We start from the raw sequence: 16,989 nt of genomic DNA, 5'->3' as shown, positions 1-16,989 counted from the left end.
AAGTACCGCCTCGCAAGAGGAGTGGGAACGAGGTTCGTGGGGCTTGGACCGGGTCTGAACACACTGTTGGGTCCTGAGGAAACGGACTGTTTGTTCGTTGTGACCTCAGTACAGGGCCACTGAAGCGCCGGATGGTTGTCTGGTGTGGATGTGGTTGCTGTTTGTTGTTTGAGATTTGCATAGTGGACGCGAGCATCTTTGTGGCCAAGTTTTTTAGGGCACACGGTGGATGCCTTGGCATCAGGAGCCGATGAAGGACGTGGGAGGCTGCGTTAAGCCTCGGGGAGTCGCCAACCAGACGTTGATCCGGGGATGTCCGAATGGGGAAACCCAGCACCAGTCATGTGGTGTTGCCTCCGCCTGAATGTATAGGGCGGTTGGTGGTAACGCGGGGAAGTGAAACATCTCAGTACCCGTAGGAAGAGAAAACAACAGTGATTCCGTGAGTAGTGGTGAGCGAAAGCGGATGAGGCTAAACCGGGCGTGTGTGATAGCCGGCAGGCGTTGCATGTCCGGGGTCGTGGGACCCTCTGGTGGTTTCTGCCGAAGCCACAAGAAGTGATAAACCTTTGAGGTAGTCGAAAGCTCTGGGAAGGGCTGCCGTAGACCGTGAGAGCCGGGTAGGCGAAATCTTGAAGGCTTCTTGAGGGGATCCCAAGTAGCACGGGGCCCGAGAAATCCTGTGTGAATCTGCCAGGACCACCTGGTAAGCCTAAATACTCCCTGATGACCGATAGTGCACGAGTACCGTGAGGGAAAGGTGAAAAGTGCCCCGGTGAGGGGTCGTGAAATAGTACCTGAAACCGTGTGCCTACAAGCCGTAGGAGCTTACAGGAGCTTGTCTTCTGTGTGATGTGACTGCGTGCCTTTTGAAGAATGAGCCTGCGAGTTATGGTGTGTGGCGAGGTTAACCCGTGTGGGGGAGCCGTAGCGAAAGCGAGTCTGAATAGGGCGTTTGAGTCGCATGCTGTAGACCCGAAGCGGAGTGATCTACGCATGGGCAGGTTGAAGCTCAGGTAAGACTGGGTGGAGGACCGAACCCACCAGGGTTGAAAACCTGGGGGATGACCTGTGTGTAGGGGTGAAAGGCCAATCAAACTCCGTGATAGCTGGTTCTCCCCGAAATGCATTTAGGTGCAGCGTCGCGTGTTTCTTGCCGGAGGTAGAGCTACTGGATGGCCGATGGGCCCGACAAGGTTACTGACGTCAGCCAAACTCCGAATGCCGGTAAGTGAGAGCGTGGCAGTGAGACTGCGGGCGATAAGGTTCGTAGTCGAGAGGGAAACAGCCCAGATCACCGACTAAGGCCCCTAAGCGTGTGCTAAGTGGGAAAGGATGTGGAGTCGCAGAGACAACCAGGAGGTTGGCTTAGAAGCAGCCACCCTTGAAAGAGTGCGTAATAGCTCACTGGTCAAGTGATTCTGCGCCGACAATGTAGCGGGGCTCAAGCACACCGCCGAAGTCGTGGCATTCAGCGCCTTGTGTGCTGGATGGGTAGGGGAGCGTCGTGCAGCCGGCGAAGCAGCAGAGTGATCTAGTTGTGGAGGCTGTGCGAGTGAGAATGCAGGCATGAGTAGCGAATCGAGGGTGAGAAACCCTCGCGCCGGATGACCAAGGGTTCCTGGGGCAGGCTAATCCGCCCAGGGTAAGTCGGGACCTAAGGCGAGGCCGACAGGCGTAGTCGATGGACAACGGGTTGATATTCCCGTACCCGCTTTAACGCGCCCATATCGAACCTCGTGATGCTAAGAGTCCTTAACTCGCCTAAAGCCTTCGGGCTTGGGGTCAGAGTGAACGCTCGATCCGATCGGGTAGTAGGTAAGCGATGGGGTGACGCAGGAAGGTAGTCCAGCCCAGGCGATGGTTGTCCTGGGGTAAGCATGTAGGGCGGAACGTAGGCAAATCCGCGTTCCATATAGCCTGAGATGTGATGCCGAGCCGATTGTGGTGAAGTGGATGATCCTATGCTGCCGAGAAAAGCCTCTAGCGAGTGTTGTGGCGGCCCGTACCCTAAACCGACTCAGGTGGTCAGGTAGAGAATACTAAGGCGATCGGGTGAACTGTGGTTAAGGAACTCGGCAAATTGCCCCCGTAACTTCGGGAGAAGGGGGACCTCTGCTGGTGATGAGTCTTGCACTCGGAGCTGGTGGGGGTCGCAGTGGCCAGGGGGAAGCGACTGTTTACTAAAAACACAGGTCCGTGCGAAGTCGTAAGACGATGTATACGGACTGACGCCTGCCCGGTGCCGGAACGTTAAGGGGACCGCTTAGTTGTGGTGACACAGCGAAGGTGAGAACTTAAGCGCCGGTAAACGGCGGTGGTAACTATAACCATCCTAAGGTAGCGAAATTCCTTGTCGGGTAAGTTCCGACCTGCACGAATGGCGTAACGACTTCCCCGCTGTCTCAACCGCAGACCCGGCGAAATTGCACTACGAGTAAAGATGCTCGTTACGCGCAGCAGGACGGAAAGACCCCGGGACCTTCACTACAGCTTGACATTGGCGTTTGGAGCGTCTTGTGTAGGATAGGTGGGAGACTGGGAAGCTCGGACGCTAGTTCGGGTGGAGTCATTGGTGAAATACCACTCTGGTCGTTTTGAACGTCTAACTCTGGTCCGTGATCCGGATCGAGGACAGTGTCTGGTGGGTAGTTTAACTGGGGCGGTTGCCTCCTAAAAGGTAACGGAGGCGCCCAAAGGTTCCCTCAGCCTGGTTGGCAATCAGGTGTTGAGTGTAAGTGCACAAGGGAGCTTGACTGTGAGACTGACGGGTCGAGCAGGAGCGAAAGCTGGGACTAGTGATCCGGCATCGGCGTGTGGAAGCGGTGTCGCTCAACGGCTAAAAGGTACCCCGGGGATAACAGGCTGATCTTCCCCAAGAGTCCATATCGACGGGATGGTTTGGCACCTCGATGTCGGCTCGTCGCATCCTGGGGCTGGAGTAGGTCCCAAGGGTTGGGCTGTTCGCCCATTAAAGCGGTACGCGAGCTGGGTTTAGAACGTCGCGAGACAGTTCGGTCCCTATCCGCTGCGCGCGCAGGAGACTTGAAAGGAGCTGTCCCTAGTACGAGAGGACCGGGACGGACGAACCTCTGGTGTGCCAGTTGTACCGCCAGGTGCACGGCTGGTTGGCTACGTTCGGAAGGGATAACCGCTGAAAGCATCTAAGCGGGAAGCTCGCCTTGAGATGAGGTCTCCCACCACGTTTGTGGGTAAGGCTCCCGGTAGACGACCGGGTTGATAGGCCGGAGGTGGAAGCACAGTAATGTGTGGAGCTGACCGGTACTAATAGGCCGAGGACTTGACCTCAAAGCTTTTGCTCGCGTCCACTAGGCAATTCTGAGACAGCAAACAGTTCTGTTTGTTTGTTTCATAGGGTTACGGCGGTTATGGCGGGAAGGAAACACCCGGTTACATTCCGAACCCGGAAGTTAAGCTTCTCTGCGCCGATGGTACTGCACTCGGGAGGGTGTGGGAGAGTAGGTCACCGCCGGACAATCTTTCGAAGAGGCCCCACACGGTTCGTGTGGGGCTTCTTCGCGTTCCGGGGGAGGGTTCCGGGTTGGGGTTTCGGCTTCGGTCGGGGCCCCTTTCTGCATGTCCGGAGTATTTCAGGGCTCGTGGGGGCGATCGGGGGTTCCGCTCTGGCTTGCGTCCCTGGCCCCGGCCGGCGGCTGAGCCGGTCGTTGACGTGCAGTGCGAAGAGAGGGGTGTTGGGGTCTGTTTTCGCGAACCGATCGTCGACACCCCTCGTCATGAGCGCACTCCGTGCTGGAGGGGATTTGCCTGCGGCTCACTCCAGCCCATGAGGTGATTGTGAGGCGGGGGTCAGCTCTGTTTGGGTGGCGAGAAGGTCTCGATGGCCTCGTTCAGGACTTTGGTGAGGGTTTCGCTGCCGGTGTGTCCAGAGTCGGCCACCACGTGCAGTTCGGCGTCGGGCCAGACCTTGGTCAGGTCCCAGGCTGTCTGGAGAGGGCTGCCGAGGTCCAGGCGGCCGTGGATCAGGGCGCCGGGGATGCCGGCCAGCCTGTGTGCGTTGCGTAGCAACACGTCCTCTTCCAGCCAGGCGGCGTTGGCGAAGTAGTGGGCGCAGATGCGGGTCATGGCCATGACGGCGTCGTCCGGCCGGTTGCTGTAGGCGTTGGGTGTGCCGTTGGCCTCCTGGGAGATCACCGCGTCCTCCCAGGTGACCCAGTCGTGGGCGGCCTTCTCGCGTACCTTCGGGTCGGGGTCGGACAACAGTCGCGAGTACGCCGCCAGCATCTTGAACACGTCCCCGTCGCTGTCGGCCTCGGGCACGCCCTGCACGAACCGTTCGTGCGCCTCCGGGAAGAACCTGCCGACGCCCCGGTAGAGCCAGTCGGTCTCGGAGCGGCGGGTCATGGTGACCGCGGGGATGACGATCTCCGAGACCCGTTCGGGGTGGGCCTCGGCGTAGGCCAGGATCAGTGTCGAGCCCCACGATCCGCCGTACAGCAGCCAGCGGTCGATGCCGAGGTGCTCGCGCAGCAGTTCCATGTCGGCGATCAGGTGGTGGGTGGTGTTCGCCGACAGGTCGGTGGCCGGATCGGCGGCGTGCGGGCGGCTGCGGCCGCAGTTGCGCTGGTCGAACAGGACGATGCGGAAACGTTGGGGGTCGAATCTGCGGCGGGAGCCGGTCGAGCAGCCCGATCCTGGCCCGCCGTGCACGACGACCGCGGGCTTGCCGTCCGGGTTGCCGCAGACCTCCCAGTAGATGAGGTTGCCGTCGCCGACATCGAGCATGCCGTGCTCGTACGGTTCGATCGAGGGATACAAGGGGGCTCCTACCGGTGGAGGATTGGGGTGCGCCGGGCGCGGCGGGTACGCCGGGGTACGGCGCAGGCTGATGGGCCGCGATTATGCAAGCGCTGTTATATTAGCACTGTGACATCTTCGGACCCCACGGCGATACCCGACCCCTGGCACTCCCTGCACGAGCTCCTGGCGGCCATGGACGCTGAGATCGAACAGGTCTACCTGGAGCGCGGCCTCGACGGGGTGCGCACGCGGTTCGCCTATCCGCTCATCCGGCTCGCCCACGCAGGGCCGCTGACCATTCGCGAGCTCGCGAAGTCCCTGAACCGTTCGCACTCTGCGATCAGCCAGACCGTCGCGGCCATGCGCAAGGAGGGGCTCGTCACCTCGGAGCCGGGGCCCGACGCCCGCACCCGCCGGATCGACCTGACCGAGCGCGGTCGGTCGCTGGTGCCGTTCCTGGAGGCGGAGTGGCGTGCCACCCACGAGACGGTCGCCGAGCTGGACGGCGAGCTCCCGTATGCGATGACGGCCGTGGTGGAGGAGGTGCGGCGGGCGTTGGAACGCCGGTCGATGCGGCAGCGGATCCTTCATCATCTCGTCGAGCCGCCGCGATGAGGTCGCAGGGCTGACATTCGCCAGAGAGTCGGCCGCGCGGCGGCCCTGATGGGCGAGCTGGGTGTCTCGTCCGCCGTCCGGCCGGGTGAAGCCGGGCCGGACGCGGAGCGGATGGGCGGCAAGGAAGGTGGTGCCGGGTCGTTGGGGCTGAGTGGCGGCGCGAGCGTGGGCCTGGCGATCGGGGATGTTGTACGCCGGGATGGCGGTTGGGCAAGGTCAGGGGTTGTTCATGGTCCTGACAATCTCGCTGGGATACCCATCGTAATCGGGTAACTCTATTAGCGTGACCGCTTCTCCCCCTTCCAAGCAGTCAGCGCGTCGTAGCCGTCGGCTGCTGGCGTGGACGTTCGCGTCGATCTCCGTCGGGTTGGTGGCCGCGGGGGTCGTGGGGTTCTTCGCCGAGCCGTTACAGCTGGACATGCTGGACAAGCGGGCCAGCGTCGTCAGCATGTTCGTGGGTGTCGCGGGGTTGTTCATCGCCGGGGTCGGGTTGTGGGCGCAGCTTCGGGCGGTCATGGCGCCCACCGGTGGCGGCGAAAGTGGTCCGGGGGGCGAGGAGGCCGGGCGGGCTGGTGCCGGTTCTGGTGGCTTGGGGCCCGTCGGAGCTGGTCAGGGCGTTGTCGGTACGGACGCCGCTGGGGCCGGTGCGGGTGGACCCGGTGGTGGGCCTGGCGGCGTTGGAGCTGATGGAGGTGGTCACGGTGGCGCCGCCGGTGGGGCGGTCGGTGGGGCTGCTGGTGGGGCGGTAGGGAGGGCCGAGGGGCAGCGGTCGATCGTGGTCGGGCGGCAGGAGTCCGGGCTGGCCATGACCGGGGACAGGTCCACGGCGGTGACCGGGGGGCATGTCGAGGTCATCGGGGACGTGCATCTGCCGTCGCGGCCCCAGGTGGCGACGCGGCCCGTGCAGCTGGCGCCACGGCCGCCGCAGCTCGTCGGGCGGGACGAGGCCGTGGCGGAGCTGCGGGAGCGGCTGCTGGCGAGCGAGGTGCGGCCGGCGGTGGTGGCCGTGCACGGGCTCGGCGGCGTGGGCAAGACCAGCCTCGCGCTGGAGTACGCCTATCGCCACCAGCACGACTACGAGCTCGTCTGGCAGTTGCCGGCGGCCGAACCTGCGGTGTTGTCGGCGGCGTTCGCCCGGTTGGCGGCTCTCATGGGATTACGGGAGCTGGGCGCGGACGCGGCGGACCCGGTCGACCAGGTGCACGCCGCGCTGGCGGCGCGTACCGAACCGTGGTTGTTGATCTTCGACAACGTGCCGGAGGCCGAGGCGGTGCGGGCGGTGTTGCCGCCGGCGGGGCCGGGGCACGTGCTGATCACGAGCCGGTCCGGGAGCTGGCCGCGGGATCGCGGGCTGGAGCTGCCGGTGCTCGACCTGGAGTCGGCGGCGCTGCTGATGCTGGCGAGCACGGGGCAGGACGACTCCGTGGCGGCGGCGGCCGTGGTGGCGGAGCTCGGGGCGTTGCCGCTGGCGCTGGAGCAGGCCGCGGCCTACATGTCGGAGACGGGGCTGGAGCTGTCGGAGTACCTGGATCTGCTGCATCACCAGCGTGCCGAGTTGCTGGCACAGGGGCAGGCGTGGGGGTATCGCGAGCGGGTGGCCTCCACGTGGCAGTTCGCGTTCCGGCGGCTGGCCAGGACGAGTCCGCAGGCCATCGCGCTGCTGCGGCTGCTGTCCTGCTACGCGCACGAGGCGATCCCGTACCATCTGCTGCTCTCGCCGCTGACGCGGTGGGCGCCGCGGGAGCTGTTCCGGGCGGACGTGCAACGGCGGCGGGCCTACGGGCGGATCCCCGGGCCGCGCACGCGCGTGCTGCGTGACGTGCATCCGAGTGTGTTGCTGATGATGCGGGCGCTGCCGCGGGACACGCTGAGGATCAACGCGGCGCTGAGCGCGTTGCGGGGGCACAGCCTGATCGGTCCGCCCGTGGACGGGACGGTCACGGTGCACCGGCTGGTGCAGGCCGTCACGCTCGACCAACTTCCGCTGCGCGCGCAGCGCCGGTGGCGGGAGGTGGCGGCGGTGCTGGTGGAAGCCGTACTGCCCGACAATCCGGGGCAGAAGGCGCGGTGGGCGCGGTACGCCAGGCTGCTGCCGCACATCCGGACGGTGCTCGGGCCGACCTCGCCCGGAATGGACAAGACGGCCCAGTATCTGGGGGCCAGCGGCGACTACCGTACGGCGAGGTCGTTGTTCCAGGAGATCGCCGACGCGCTCGCGGTGGCGCTCGGCCCGGAGGAGGTCGCCACGCTGACGGCCCGGCACGAGCTGGCGCTCTGGACGGGCGAGGCGGGCGACCCGGCGGGGGCGCGTGACCAGTACCTGGAGCTGCTTCCCGTCTACGATCGGGTGCTCGGTCCCGAACACCCGCACACCCTGACGACCCGGCACAACCTGGCCCAGTGGACGGGACGGGCGGGCGATCCGGTGGCCGCCCGCGATCAGTACGCGGCTTTGCTGCCCGTCCGGCAGTGGGTGTCGGGCCCCGAGCATCCGGACACCCTGACCACGCAGGCGAACCTGGCCCAGTGGACCGGGCAGGCGGGGGACGCGGCCGCGGCCCGTGACCAGTACGCGGCGCTGCTGCCGGTGCGGGAACGGGTGCAGGGGCCCGAGCATCCCTCGACGCTGATCAACCGGCACGAGCTGGCCCGGTGGACCGGTGAGCTGGGGGACGCGCTGGCCGCCCGTGACCAGTACGCGGCGTTGCTCCTGGTACGGGAGCGGGTGTCGGGGCCGCATCATCCGGACACGTTGACCGTCCGGCATGAACTGGCGCGGTGGACGGGGGAGTTGGGGGAGGCGGCTGCGGCGCGTGATCAGTACGCGGCTTTGGTGCCGGTACGGGAGCGGGTGCAGGGGCCCGAGCATCCGGACACGCTCACCGCCAGGGCCAGCCTGGCCCAGTGGACGGGGAAGGCGGGGGACGCGGCGGCCGCCCGTGACCTGTACGCGGCGCTGCTTCCCGTCCGGGAGCGCATTCTCGGGCCCGACCATCCGGACACGTTGACGATCCGGCACGAGCTGGCGCGGTGGACGGGGGAGCTGGGGGAGGCGGCTGCGGCGCGTGATCAGTACGCGGCTTTGGTTCCGGTACGGGAGCGGGTGCAGGGGGCCGAGCATCCGGACACCCTGACCGCCAGGGCCAACCTCGCGTACTGGACGGGGATGGCGGGGGACGCGGCGGGGGCCCGCGATCTCTGCGCGGCGCTGCTGCCGGTCAGGGCTCGCGTGCTGGGGGCCGGGCATCCGGCCACGGTGACCACCAGGGAACAACTCGCCCACTGGACGGCCCACGCCCACCCATGAAGGCCGGCCAGAAGGCGCGCCCCGCGCCCCCTTGTGGGAGCAGAGGGGGTGGGGCCCGGCGGAGGGAGAGCCGGGGCGGTGGGGGGTGCTTGGTGGGGTGGGGAGCCGGGGCGGAGGGGGCGAGCCTGCCCCTCGCGCCCCGGCGGCTACTGGGGAAGGACGAGGAGGGCGTCGCCGACGCCGCGCTCCACGCCGTCCGATGGCCGGTTGACCAGCTTGTTCGACACCACCATCGCGGTCGAGCCGCCGCCGTCCAGGTTGATGGCCTGGACCGCGCCGAGCCAGCGCATGAACTGGGCGGCCTCGTGGAAGTTGGCGCCGATGGTCACGCCGGGCTGGCGGCCGTCGATGGTGGCCAGGATGAGGCTGCCGTTCCTGGTGACGCCGAGCAGGGTGCGCGGGTGGCGGCGCAGGATCATGTTCACGGAGTCGTGGCCGTCGCGCTTGGCGGTGATCTTCACATGGCCGTTGCGCACCAGGCCGACGCCGCCGGCGATGACGTTCAGGTCGGGGGTCAGCTTGAGCGCCTTGCGGGTGCGCAGGTCGGTGACCTTCGTGTCGATCCTGACCGTCCAACCCTCCCAGGCGTGCTCGTCGAGCCATTCGGCGGCGCTGCCCTGGCCGTGCAGCACCCGGGCGCCCTTGGCCACGGCGGCGCCGCTCGCGCGTACGGTGACCGCCTTGCCGTTGGCGTCGAGGACGACGTCGGTGCCGCCGGTCGGGGTCTTGGCGCCGTACTCCTCGGTGTAGAGCACGGCCTCGTCCGTGGCGGCGGCGCGGTTGACGCCGTTGACGGCGAGCTTGTCGCCGTCCTGGGAGGTGGCGGTGACGGCGGTCTTCAGCTCGGTAATGCGGACGCTGCGGCCCTGGAGCACCACGGCGGAGCGGCCCGGCACGGCCTCGCTGAGCAGCCGGCCGGCGACCACGGAGGCGCCGACGGGCTCGCCGCGCAGGTTCTTGGCGGTGTGGATGTTGAAGAAGCCGCCGTTGACGCCGACCACCGCGTTGCGCGCCTTGGCCATCGAGGAGACCGTCTCGCGTGCGGCGACGCTGGTGCCGAGGGAGGCGGCGTAGGAGCCGCGGAACGTCCGGGAGTCGATCATGACGACCTTGGCGTCCCAGGGGCCGGTGGTCTTCAGGCCGTCGTCGCCGAGGTAGTCGACCTTGACCTTCAGCCCGGCTTCCTTGAGCGCCTTGGCGGTCTCGTCGGCCTTCGCCTTGTCCTTGAAGGACCACAGGCCCACGCGGACCATGTAGACGGTCTGGGAGGGCGCGTCGGCCACGCTCGGCCGGATCACCTTCTGCAGGCTCGGCGCCTCCCCGGCCGCCTCGACCTCGGCGACCTTGGCCTGGGCGGTCTCCAGCGCGCCGTAGTCGCGGCCGCTCGGCATGAGCACGGTCACCGTGTAGCCGTCGGTGGAGCTGCCCGCCTTCACGTCGTACAGGTCGATGCCCTGCGTCACGGCGGTCAGCGTCTTGGTGGCGGCAGGCCGGGAGCCCAGCGGGAAACCGGCCGACGGGAACTTCACCGCGAGCTGCGCCGCCGAGGCGGGCAGCGTGGTGACGGTGATCGTGGCGGCTATGGCCAGGCCGCCGGCGATGGTGCGTCGAGACATGAACTCTCCAGAGGGCGGAAAAGGGACCGAACCATCCTGACGAGATCAAGGTCGCGGAGTCAGCCGAACGCGCCAAACTGCTCAAGAGGTTACGAGATTGACACCCAGCCCAGATAACATTGAGCTATGACCCGCATCAGCATGTGGTGGCGGCCGGCAGACGGCCGCTGATTTCCCATGCTGGGCCGTCCTGGTGGCGGCCCCTTTCCGAGCGTGCGGGCTCCCCTCAGGCGGCACACCTGAAGGAGAGACCCATCGTGAACGACGTCGTCCTGACCGGCGACCGTCCGACCGGACGCCTGCATCTGGGCCACTATTTCGGCACCCTCGCCAACCGGGTGGAACTGCAGGACCGTTACCGGACGTACGTGCTGATCGCCGACTACCAGGTGATCACCGACCGCGACCTGCCCGGCGAGATCCAGCGCAACATCACCGAGGTGCTCCTCGACTACCTGGCCGTCGGCCTCGACCCGGGCAAGGTCACGATCTTCCAGCACAGCGCGATCCCGGAGCTGAACCAGCTCCTGCTGCCGTTCCTGAGCCTGGTGTCGGTGGCGGAGCTGAGCCGCAACCCGACGGTGAAGGACGAGATCGCGCACAGCGCCCGGCGCGCGGTCAGCGGCCTGCTGTTCACCTATCCGGTGCACCAGGCCGCCGACATCCTGTTCTGCAAGGGCACGCTGGTGCCCGTGGGCCGTGACCAGCTTCCGCACGTGGAGGTGGCGCGGCTGGTCGCGCGGCGCTTCAACGAGCGGTACGGCGAGGTGTTCCCGCTGCCCGAGGCCATGTTGGGCGAGCGTCCGCTGCTCATGGGCCTGGACGGCGGCAAGATGAGCAAGAGCCGCGGCAACGCCATCGCCCTGGCGGCCACCGAGGACGAGACCGCGGCCCTCATCCGCAAGGCCCGCACCGACTCCGACCGCCTGATCACCTTCGACGAGGTGCACAGGCCCGGCGTCGCGAACCTGCTCACGCTGGCCGGGCTCTGCCTCGGCCGCCCGCCCCGGGAGATAGCCGAGGAGATCGGCGACGGCGGGGCCGCCGCGCTCAAGGCGCTGACCACCGAGGCGGTCAACGAGTTCCTGCGCCCGATCAGACGGCGGCGGCGCGAGCACACCGAGGCCGACGTCCGTCAGGTGCTGGCGCAGGGCAACGAGCGGGCCCGGGAGCGGGCGGTCCGCACGCTGGCGGCGGTGCGTGCGGCGATGGGGTTCTAGCGGGGCTGCCCGGACTGCCGGGACTGGTACACCTTGCGCAGCGTCTCGTGCACGATCCACGTCGTCCGCGCGCCCTCGGCCAGCAGGCACACGTCGCCGGGGCCGACCTCGATCGTGGTGCCGCCCTCGACGGCGATCGTGGCGCGGCCGGACAGCACCACGAAGATCTCGTCGGTCTCGACGTCGGTGACGACGCCGGGGGTGATCTCCCAGATGCCCCTGCCGTCGCCGAGCTCCAGCGACGACGTGGCCGGGTCGCCGGCGACGATCTGCTCGGGATCGAGCTCGTCGGGGGTCAGCCGCACGTCGTGCACGGGCACGGCGAACGCGCCGGCGGTCGCGATCATGCGGCCGAGGTCTTCGAGGTCGGGCATCAGGACATCAGACATGTTGCTCATTTCACCAGGTCGGCGAGGCGGGCGCCGTCGAGTGCGTAGGCGGTGAAGCCGTTCGCGCCGGTCATCGTATCGGCGGCGACCAGCGCGTTGACGATGGCCTCCTCCGTGGCCTCGATCGCGGCGTGGAAGAGCGGGTCGAGGCGGGCGTCGGCCAGCACCCGCACCTCGAACACGCCGGAGCCGCGGTCGTCGAGGGCGTTGGAGGGCAGGCCGCGGTTGCCGGTGGCGAAGCAGACGAAGCCGTCGCCGCTGCCGCTCTCGCCGGCGCCGCCCGTCCTGGCCACGCCGAGACCGGCGCGCTGGGCGAGCTTGCGGCACTGGTGGGGCAGGAGCGGCGCGTCCGTGGCGATTACGGCGATGATCGATCCCGCGCCCTCGGAGCCGTCGGGCAGCCCCGGGCGGGGCACGTCGTCCATGACGATCGGGCGGCCGTTGACGGTCAGCCGGTCGCGCCTGCCGTGGTTGGCCTGGACGAGCACGCCGACCGTGTAGTCGCCGGTCACGCGGGACGCGGTGCCGATGCCGCCCTTGAAGCCGTGGCACATCATGCCGGTGCCGCCGCCGACCGAACCCTCGGGCACCGGGCCCGCCGAGGCGCCGTGGTAGGCCCGTTCGACGTGCTCCTGGCGGACGTGCCGGGCGTCGATGTCGTTGAGCCGGCCGTCCCAGGTCTCGGCGACCACCGGCAGCGACCACGCGCTCCGGCCTCGGCCGCCGATCTCCAGGGAGACCAGCGCGTCGCGCACCACGCCGACGGAGAAGGTGTTGGTGAGCCCGATCGGCGAGTGCAGCAGGCCGAAGTCGTCCAGGTAGGGCAGGCCGGTCATCTCGCCGTTGCCGTTGAGCCAGTGGTAGCCGGCGTACACGGGGGAGTCGTAGGCCGAGCCGGGGCCGGGGCGGACGACGGTGACCCCCGTACGGGCGGTGCCCTCGGTCAGCGTGGTGTGGCCGACGAGGACGCCGGGCACGTCGGTGATCGCGTTCAGCGGACCGGGGACGCCGGCGCCGATGACGATGCCATGATCACGAGCTCTCAACGGTTCTCCCTGCGGAACGACTCCAGCGCCAGCAGCGCGACGTGCAGTGACAGGCATGACTCGACGTCGTCGAGGTCGGTGTCGAGGATGCGTTCGAGGCGGCGCAGGCGGTCGTAGAAGGCGGGCCTGGACAGGTGGGCCTTCTGGGCGGCCACCGCCTTGTTGCGGCCCGCGTCGAGGTAGGTGCGCAGGATCCGGGTGAGGTCGCCGCCGCGCTGGGCGTCGTGCGCCAGCAGCGGGCCCAGCTCGCGCTCGGCGAACGTCTGCAGTCGCGCGTCGTCGCGCAGCAGGTGGAGCAGGCCGCGCAGGCGCAGGTCGGGCAGGCGGTAGAAGACGCGGCCGTCCGGCTGGCGCACGGCCACGTCGGCGACCTGCTCGGCTTCGAGGAAGCTGCGCCGTACGTCGCGGATGGACTCCACCACCGACCCCGCGGCCAGGACGAACGCCGAGCCGGGCCGCCACAGCATGCGCAGCCGCTCGGCGAGCGCGGTCAGCGCGGGCTCGGCGCCGGTACGCGGCGGGAGCGGCAGCAGGACGCCGACCCGTTCCTGGTCGAGCGCGCCCACCAGGGCGGGCAGACGGGCGTCGCGGCAGGCGGCGGCGGTGGCCTCGGCCAGCTCGCCGAGCTGTGCCTGCCCGTCGAGCGCCTGGTCGACGGGCTCGGTCGGCCTGATGACGACGCTGATCAGCTTGCGGCCGGTCAGCGGCACGCCGACGGCGCGGGCGCGAGCGGCGGCCTCGTCGGGGTCGGCGTAGGCGTGGGTCAGGATGCCGGTGATGATCGTGCCGTGGGCCTGGCGTTCCAGGGACTCCTGGTGGCGTTCGAGCAGGCGGCCGAGGGCCAGCGTGGTGGCGGCGCGTTCGGCCAGCACCATCTCACGCGGCGTCGGCGGCGTCTCGCAGATCAGGATCAGCCGGCCCCAGTCCTGGCCGCGCGCGCCGACGGTGGTGACCAGCCAGCCGGAGGCGGGGTCGTAGGCCGTGCGCTCGGCCGGGGCCACCCCCGCGACCTGCTCTCCCACCCGGCCAGCAGCGCGCCGGCGTCGCGGCCCGCGGACTCGCAGGCCAGCACCTGGTGGGCGAGGTTCTCCAGCAGCACCGGGCGGCCGGACAGCCGGGCGGCCTGGGTCAGCACCTCGGCGGGCGAGGCGCCCTCGACCGACAGCTCGGTGAACACCTCGTGCAGCTGCTCGGAGGCGCGCAGCTCCTCGAGCTGGATGTCGATGATCCGGGCGTGCACGGACTCGGTGATCTGCACGAACGGCGTCTCGCGGGCCAGCACGATGACCGGCAGGCCGTGCTCCTCGGCGGACTTGACCACCGCCCGCGGCAACTCGCGCAGGAACCTGCGGCCCAGCTCAACGATCAGCCCGGAGGCCCCCACGGAGGCGAGCTCGCCGACGTAGTCGGCGAGCTTCTCGGGGTCGTCGGGCAGCGCGACGCCCGTGGTGAGCACCAGCTCGCCGCCGCGCAGCAGGTGGGCGATGTCGGCGATCTCGCCGACGTGCACCCACCGCACCTTGGTGTCGAGCCGGTCGGCGCCCGCGACCACGCGCGGGCCACCCCGGCGCACGGTCTCCAGGGCGAGGACGTCGGCGATGGTGGGTAGCACGGGGCGAGCCTAGCCGATCAACCTGTAAGAACGGTCATACAACCATATACACACTGTCACAGATTGAACTCCTCCTCGCGGTACTCACCTTGGGGTTCGCGCACCCGCAGCTCCACCCGCCGGATCTTGCCCGAGATCGTCTTGGGCAGCTCGGCGAACTCCAGCCGGCGCACCCGCTTGTACGGCGCCAGCTCCCGGCGGCAGTGCTCGAAGATCGACCGCGCGGTCTCGGCGCCGGGCTCGAACCCGGGGGCCAGCATCACGTACGCCTTCGGCACGGCCAGGCGCACCGGGTCGGGGGCGGGCACGACGGCGGCCTCGGCCACCGCGGGGTGCTCCAGCAGCACGCTCTCCAGCTCGAACGGCGAGATGCGGTAGTCGGAGGCCTTGAAGACGTCGTCGGTCCGGCCGACGTAGGTGATGTAGCCGTCCTGGTCGCGGGTGGCGACGTCGCCGGTGTGGTAGAAACCGTCGCGCATGGCCTCGGCGGAGCCGCCGACGTACCCGGCCATCAGGCCCAGGGGGCGGGGGTCGAGCGGCAGGCAGATCTCGCCGTCGTCGCCGGGCTCGCCGGAGATGGGGTCGATGAGCACGATGTCGTAGCCGGGCAGCGGGCGTCCCATCGATCCGGGCTTGACCGGCTCGTCCGGTACGTTGCCGATCTGGGCGGTGGTCTCGGTCTGGCCGTAGCCGTCGCGGATGGTGATGCCCCACGCCTTGGCGACCTGGTCGATGATCTCGGGGTTGAGCGGCTCGCCCGCGGCCACGGCGGTGCGCAACGGCAGCTTCCAGGCCGTCAGGTCCTCCTGGATGAGCATCCGCCACACCGTCGGGGGCGCGCAGAACGTGGTGACCCGCTCTTCGCGCAGCACCTCCAGCAGCGCGCGGGCGGCGAAGCGCTCGTAGTTGTGGATGAGCACGGTCGCCCCGGCGTTCCAGGGGGCGAAGACGTTGCTCCAGGCGTGCTTGGCCCAGCCGGGGGAGGAGACGTTGAGGTGCACGTCGCCGGGGCGCAGGCCGATCCAGAACATCGTGGACAGGTGGCCGGCCGGGTAGGAGGCGTGGGTGTGCTCGACCAGCTTGGGGCGGGAGGTCGTGCCGGAGGTGAAGTAGAGCAGCAGGGGGTCGCCGGCCAGGGTGGGGGCGTCGGGGGTGAAACGTTCGTCGGCGTCGTACGCCTCGTGGTACGGCAGCCACCCGTACGCGTCGCCGACCGCGATCCTGGTGAACTCGCCGACGCCGAACTTGCCCGCGTCGGCGGCGTTGGCGATCACGTGGGCGACCTGGCCGCGGTCGAGGCGTTCGCCGATGTCCTTGGCCGTCAGCAGGGTCGTGGCCGGGATGACCACCGCCCCGAGCTTCATGGCCGCCAGCAGCGACTCCCACAGCTCGGTCTGGTTGCCCAGCATGAGCAGCACGCGGTCGCCCCGGCGCACGCCCTGCTCGTGCAGCCAGTTGGCGACCTGGTTGGAGCGGGCCGACAACTCGGCGAAGGTGTGGGAGACCCGGCTGCCGGGGTTCACGATGGTCAGGGCCGCGGCCTGCGGCGTCTCGGCGGCCAGCACCCCGTCGAACCAGTCGAGCGCCCAGTTGAACCGCTCGGCCCGCGGCCAGCGGAAGTCACGTCGGGCGGTGGGGTAGTCGGCGCTCAGGAGAAGATCGCGGGCGGCGCGGAAATCGCTCATGCCCCGGATCCTGCTACGTCACCAGCCGCCGCTCAAGGCCGTCGAGCACCGACACGAGCCCGAAGTCGAACGCCGTGGCCCGGATGACCTGTGGATCCTGGTACGCCTCCATGGCCAGGCTCTCCAGCATGTCGGGGAAATCGGCCGCGGCCTTGGCGACCATGCCGCGCATCTCGTCGGCGTCGTAGTCGGAGTCGTTCGCGGTGGCGTCCCAGGCGATCTCGGGCAAGGTCATGCCGTAGACGAAGGCGGTGACGGCGGCCACGGCGTAGTCGACGTCGAGGCCGTGGAACCCGGCCGCCCTGAAGACCTTCCGCATCCGGTCGGAGGCCGACAGGGCGTGCGGGCCGAGTGCGGGCACCCGGCCGAGGAGGTCGGCCGACCACGGGTGCCGCAGCATGACCGCGCGCATGCCGTAGGCCATGGCGGAGGCGGCGTCGCGCCAGCCCACCTCCTCGGCGTCGGGGACGGTCATCTCGGCCCAGACCTGGTCGTAGGCCAGTTCGAGCAGTTCGTCCTTGTTGGCGACGTACCAGTAGAGGCTGGTGGCGCCGGCGCCCAGCTTCGCGCCGAGCTTGCGCATGCTCAGCCCGGCCATCCCCTCCTGGTCGAGCAGCTCCAGCGCGGCCCGGACGATCTCCTCGCGGCTGCGGCCCGGGGCGGCGGCCTTGCGGGGCTCGCGGAACCAGACGGAGGTGAACTGCTTGCCGGTCATGCCTC

Annotated in this window: 10 protein-coding genes, 2 rRNA genes and 1 pseudogene; 6 read left to right on the top strand and 7 right to left on the bottom strand. The window is 68.6% G+C overall.

Annotation, left to right across the window (positions count from 1 at the left end):
• The first annotated feature begins 202 nt into the window (after window positions 1-202).
• Both ACNF49_RS48125 and rrf read left to right on the top strand, forming a co-directional pair.
• Window positions 203-3,309, top strand: a 23S ribosomal RNA gene (locus ACNF49_RS48125).
• Between the two features lie 70 nt (window positions 3,310-3,379).
• A 5S ribosomal RNA gene (rrf, locus tag ACNF49_RS48120) occupies window positions 3,380-3,496 on the top strand.
• 332 nt (window positions 3,497-3,828) lie between these two features.
• Here rrf and pip read toward each other — a convergent pair.
• Window positions 3,829-4,797, bottom strand: a complete 969-nt coding sequence (pip, locus tag ACNF49_RS48115) for a prolyl aminopeptidase (RefSeq protein WP_482941896.1) — start codon at window positions 4,795-4,797, stop codon at window positions 3,829-3,831.
• 108 nt (window positions 4,798-4,905) lie between these two features.
• On the opposite strand from pip, the gene ACNF49_RS48110 reads away from it, so the two are divergent.
• From ACNF49_RS48110 to fxsT, 3 genes are all read left to right on the top strand, one after another.
• The gene (locus tag ACNF49_RS48110) at window positions 4,906-5,394 is read left to right on the top strand and encodes a MarR family winged helix-turn-helix transcriptional regulator (protein ID WP_357988822.1); all 489 of its coding nucleotides are present in this window, start codon (window positions 4,906-4,908) and stop codon (window positions 5,392-5,394) included.
• A gap of 572 nt (window positions 5,395-5,966) precedes the next feature.
• Window positions 5,967-6,143, top strand: a complete 177-nt coding sequence (locus tag ACNF49_RS48105; RefSeq protein ID WP_482941895.1) for a hypothetical protein — start codon at window positions 5,967-5,969, stop codon at window positions 6,141-6,143.
• Window positions 6,144-6,199: 56 nt separating this feature from the next.
• The gene (gene fxsT, locus ACNF49_RS48100; RefSeq protein ID WP_482941894.1) at window positions 6,200-8,701 is read left to right on the top strand and encodes an FxSxx-COOH system tetratricopeptide repeat protein; all 2,502 of its coding nucleotides are present in this window, start codon (window positions 6,200-6,202) and stop codon (window positions 8,699-8,701) included.
• A 146-nt stretch (window positions 8,702-8,847) separates the two neighbouring features.
• Here fxsT and ACNF49_RS48095 read toward each other — a convergent pair whose 3' ends face one another.
• Entirely contained in the window at window positions 8,848-10,317 is a 1,470-nt protein-coding gene (locus tag ACNF49_RS48095; RefSeq protein ID WP_482941893.1) for a phosphodiester glycosidase family protein, read from the bottom strand.
• Window positions 10,318-10,574: 257 nt separating this feature from the next.
• Here ACNF49_RS48095 and trpS point away from each other — a divergent pair, with 257 nt between their 5' ends.
• Window positions 10,575-11,537, top strand: a complete 963-nt coding sequence (gene trpS, locus ACNF49_RS48090) for a tryptophan--tRNA ligase (RefSeq protein WP_482941892.1) — start codon at window positions 10,575-10,577, stop codon at window positions 11,535-11,537.
• Here the strand turns inward: trpS and ACNF49_RS48085 are convergent.
• The 5 genes and pseudogenes from ACNF49_RS48085 to ACNF49_RS48065 form a co-directional block, all read right to left on the bottom strand.
• Complete coding sequence (locus ACNF49_RS48085) at window positions 11,534-11,926, bottom strand: cupin domain-containing protein (RefSeq protein WP_352319347.1); 393 nt, start codon at window positions 11,924-11,926, stop codon at window positions 11,534-11,536. The genes trpS and ACNF49_RS48085 overlap by 4 nt on opposite strands.
• A gap of 5 nt (window positions 11,927-11,931) precedes the next feature.
• A complete protein-coding gene (locus ACNF49_RS48080; protein ID WP_357988838.1) occupies window positions 11,932-12,972 on the bottom strand; it encodes a DmpA family aminopeptidase in 1,041 nt (346 codons plus the stop codon).
• Window positions 12,969-14,584, bottom strand: a pseudogene (locus tag ACNF49_RS48075) (PucR family transcriptional regulator). The gene ACNF49_RS48080 and the pseudogene ACNF49_RS48075 overlap by 4 nt, the downstream one beginning before the upstream one ends.
• 56 nt (window positions 14,585-14,640) lie before the next feature.
• Entirely contained in the window at window positions 14,641-16,269 is a 1,629-nt protein-coding gene (locus tag ACNF49_RS48070; RefSeq protein WP_482941891.1) for an AMP-binding protein, read from the bottom strand.
• Window positions 16,270-16,282: 13 nt separating this feature from the next.
• On the bottom strand, window positions 16,283-16,984 hold the full coding sequence (locus tag ACNF49_RS48065; protein WP_482941890.1) for a TetR/AcrR family transcriptional regulator C-terminal domain-containing protein: 702 nt from the start codon (window positions 16,982-16,984) through the stop codon (window positions 16,283-16,285).
• Window positions 16,985-16,989: the final 5 nt, after the last annotated feature.

Source organism: Actinomadura sp. ATCC 39365, from assembly GCF_054392275.1.
The sequence above is the reverse complement of the archived record's forward strand: the minus strand, read 5'-3'. Positions and strand labels throughout refer to the sequence as shown.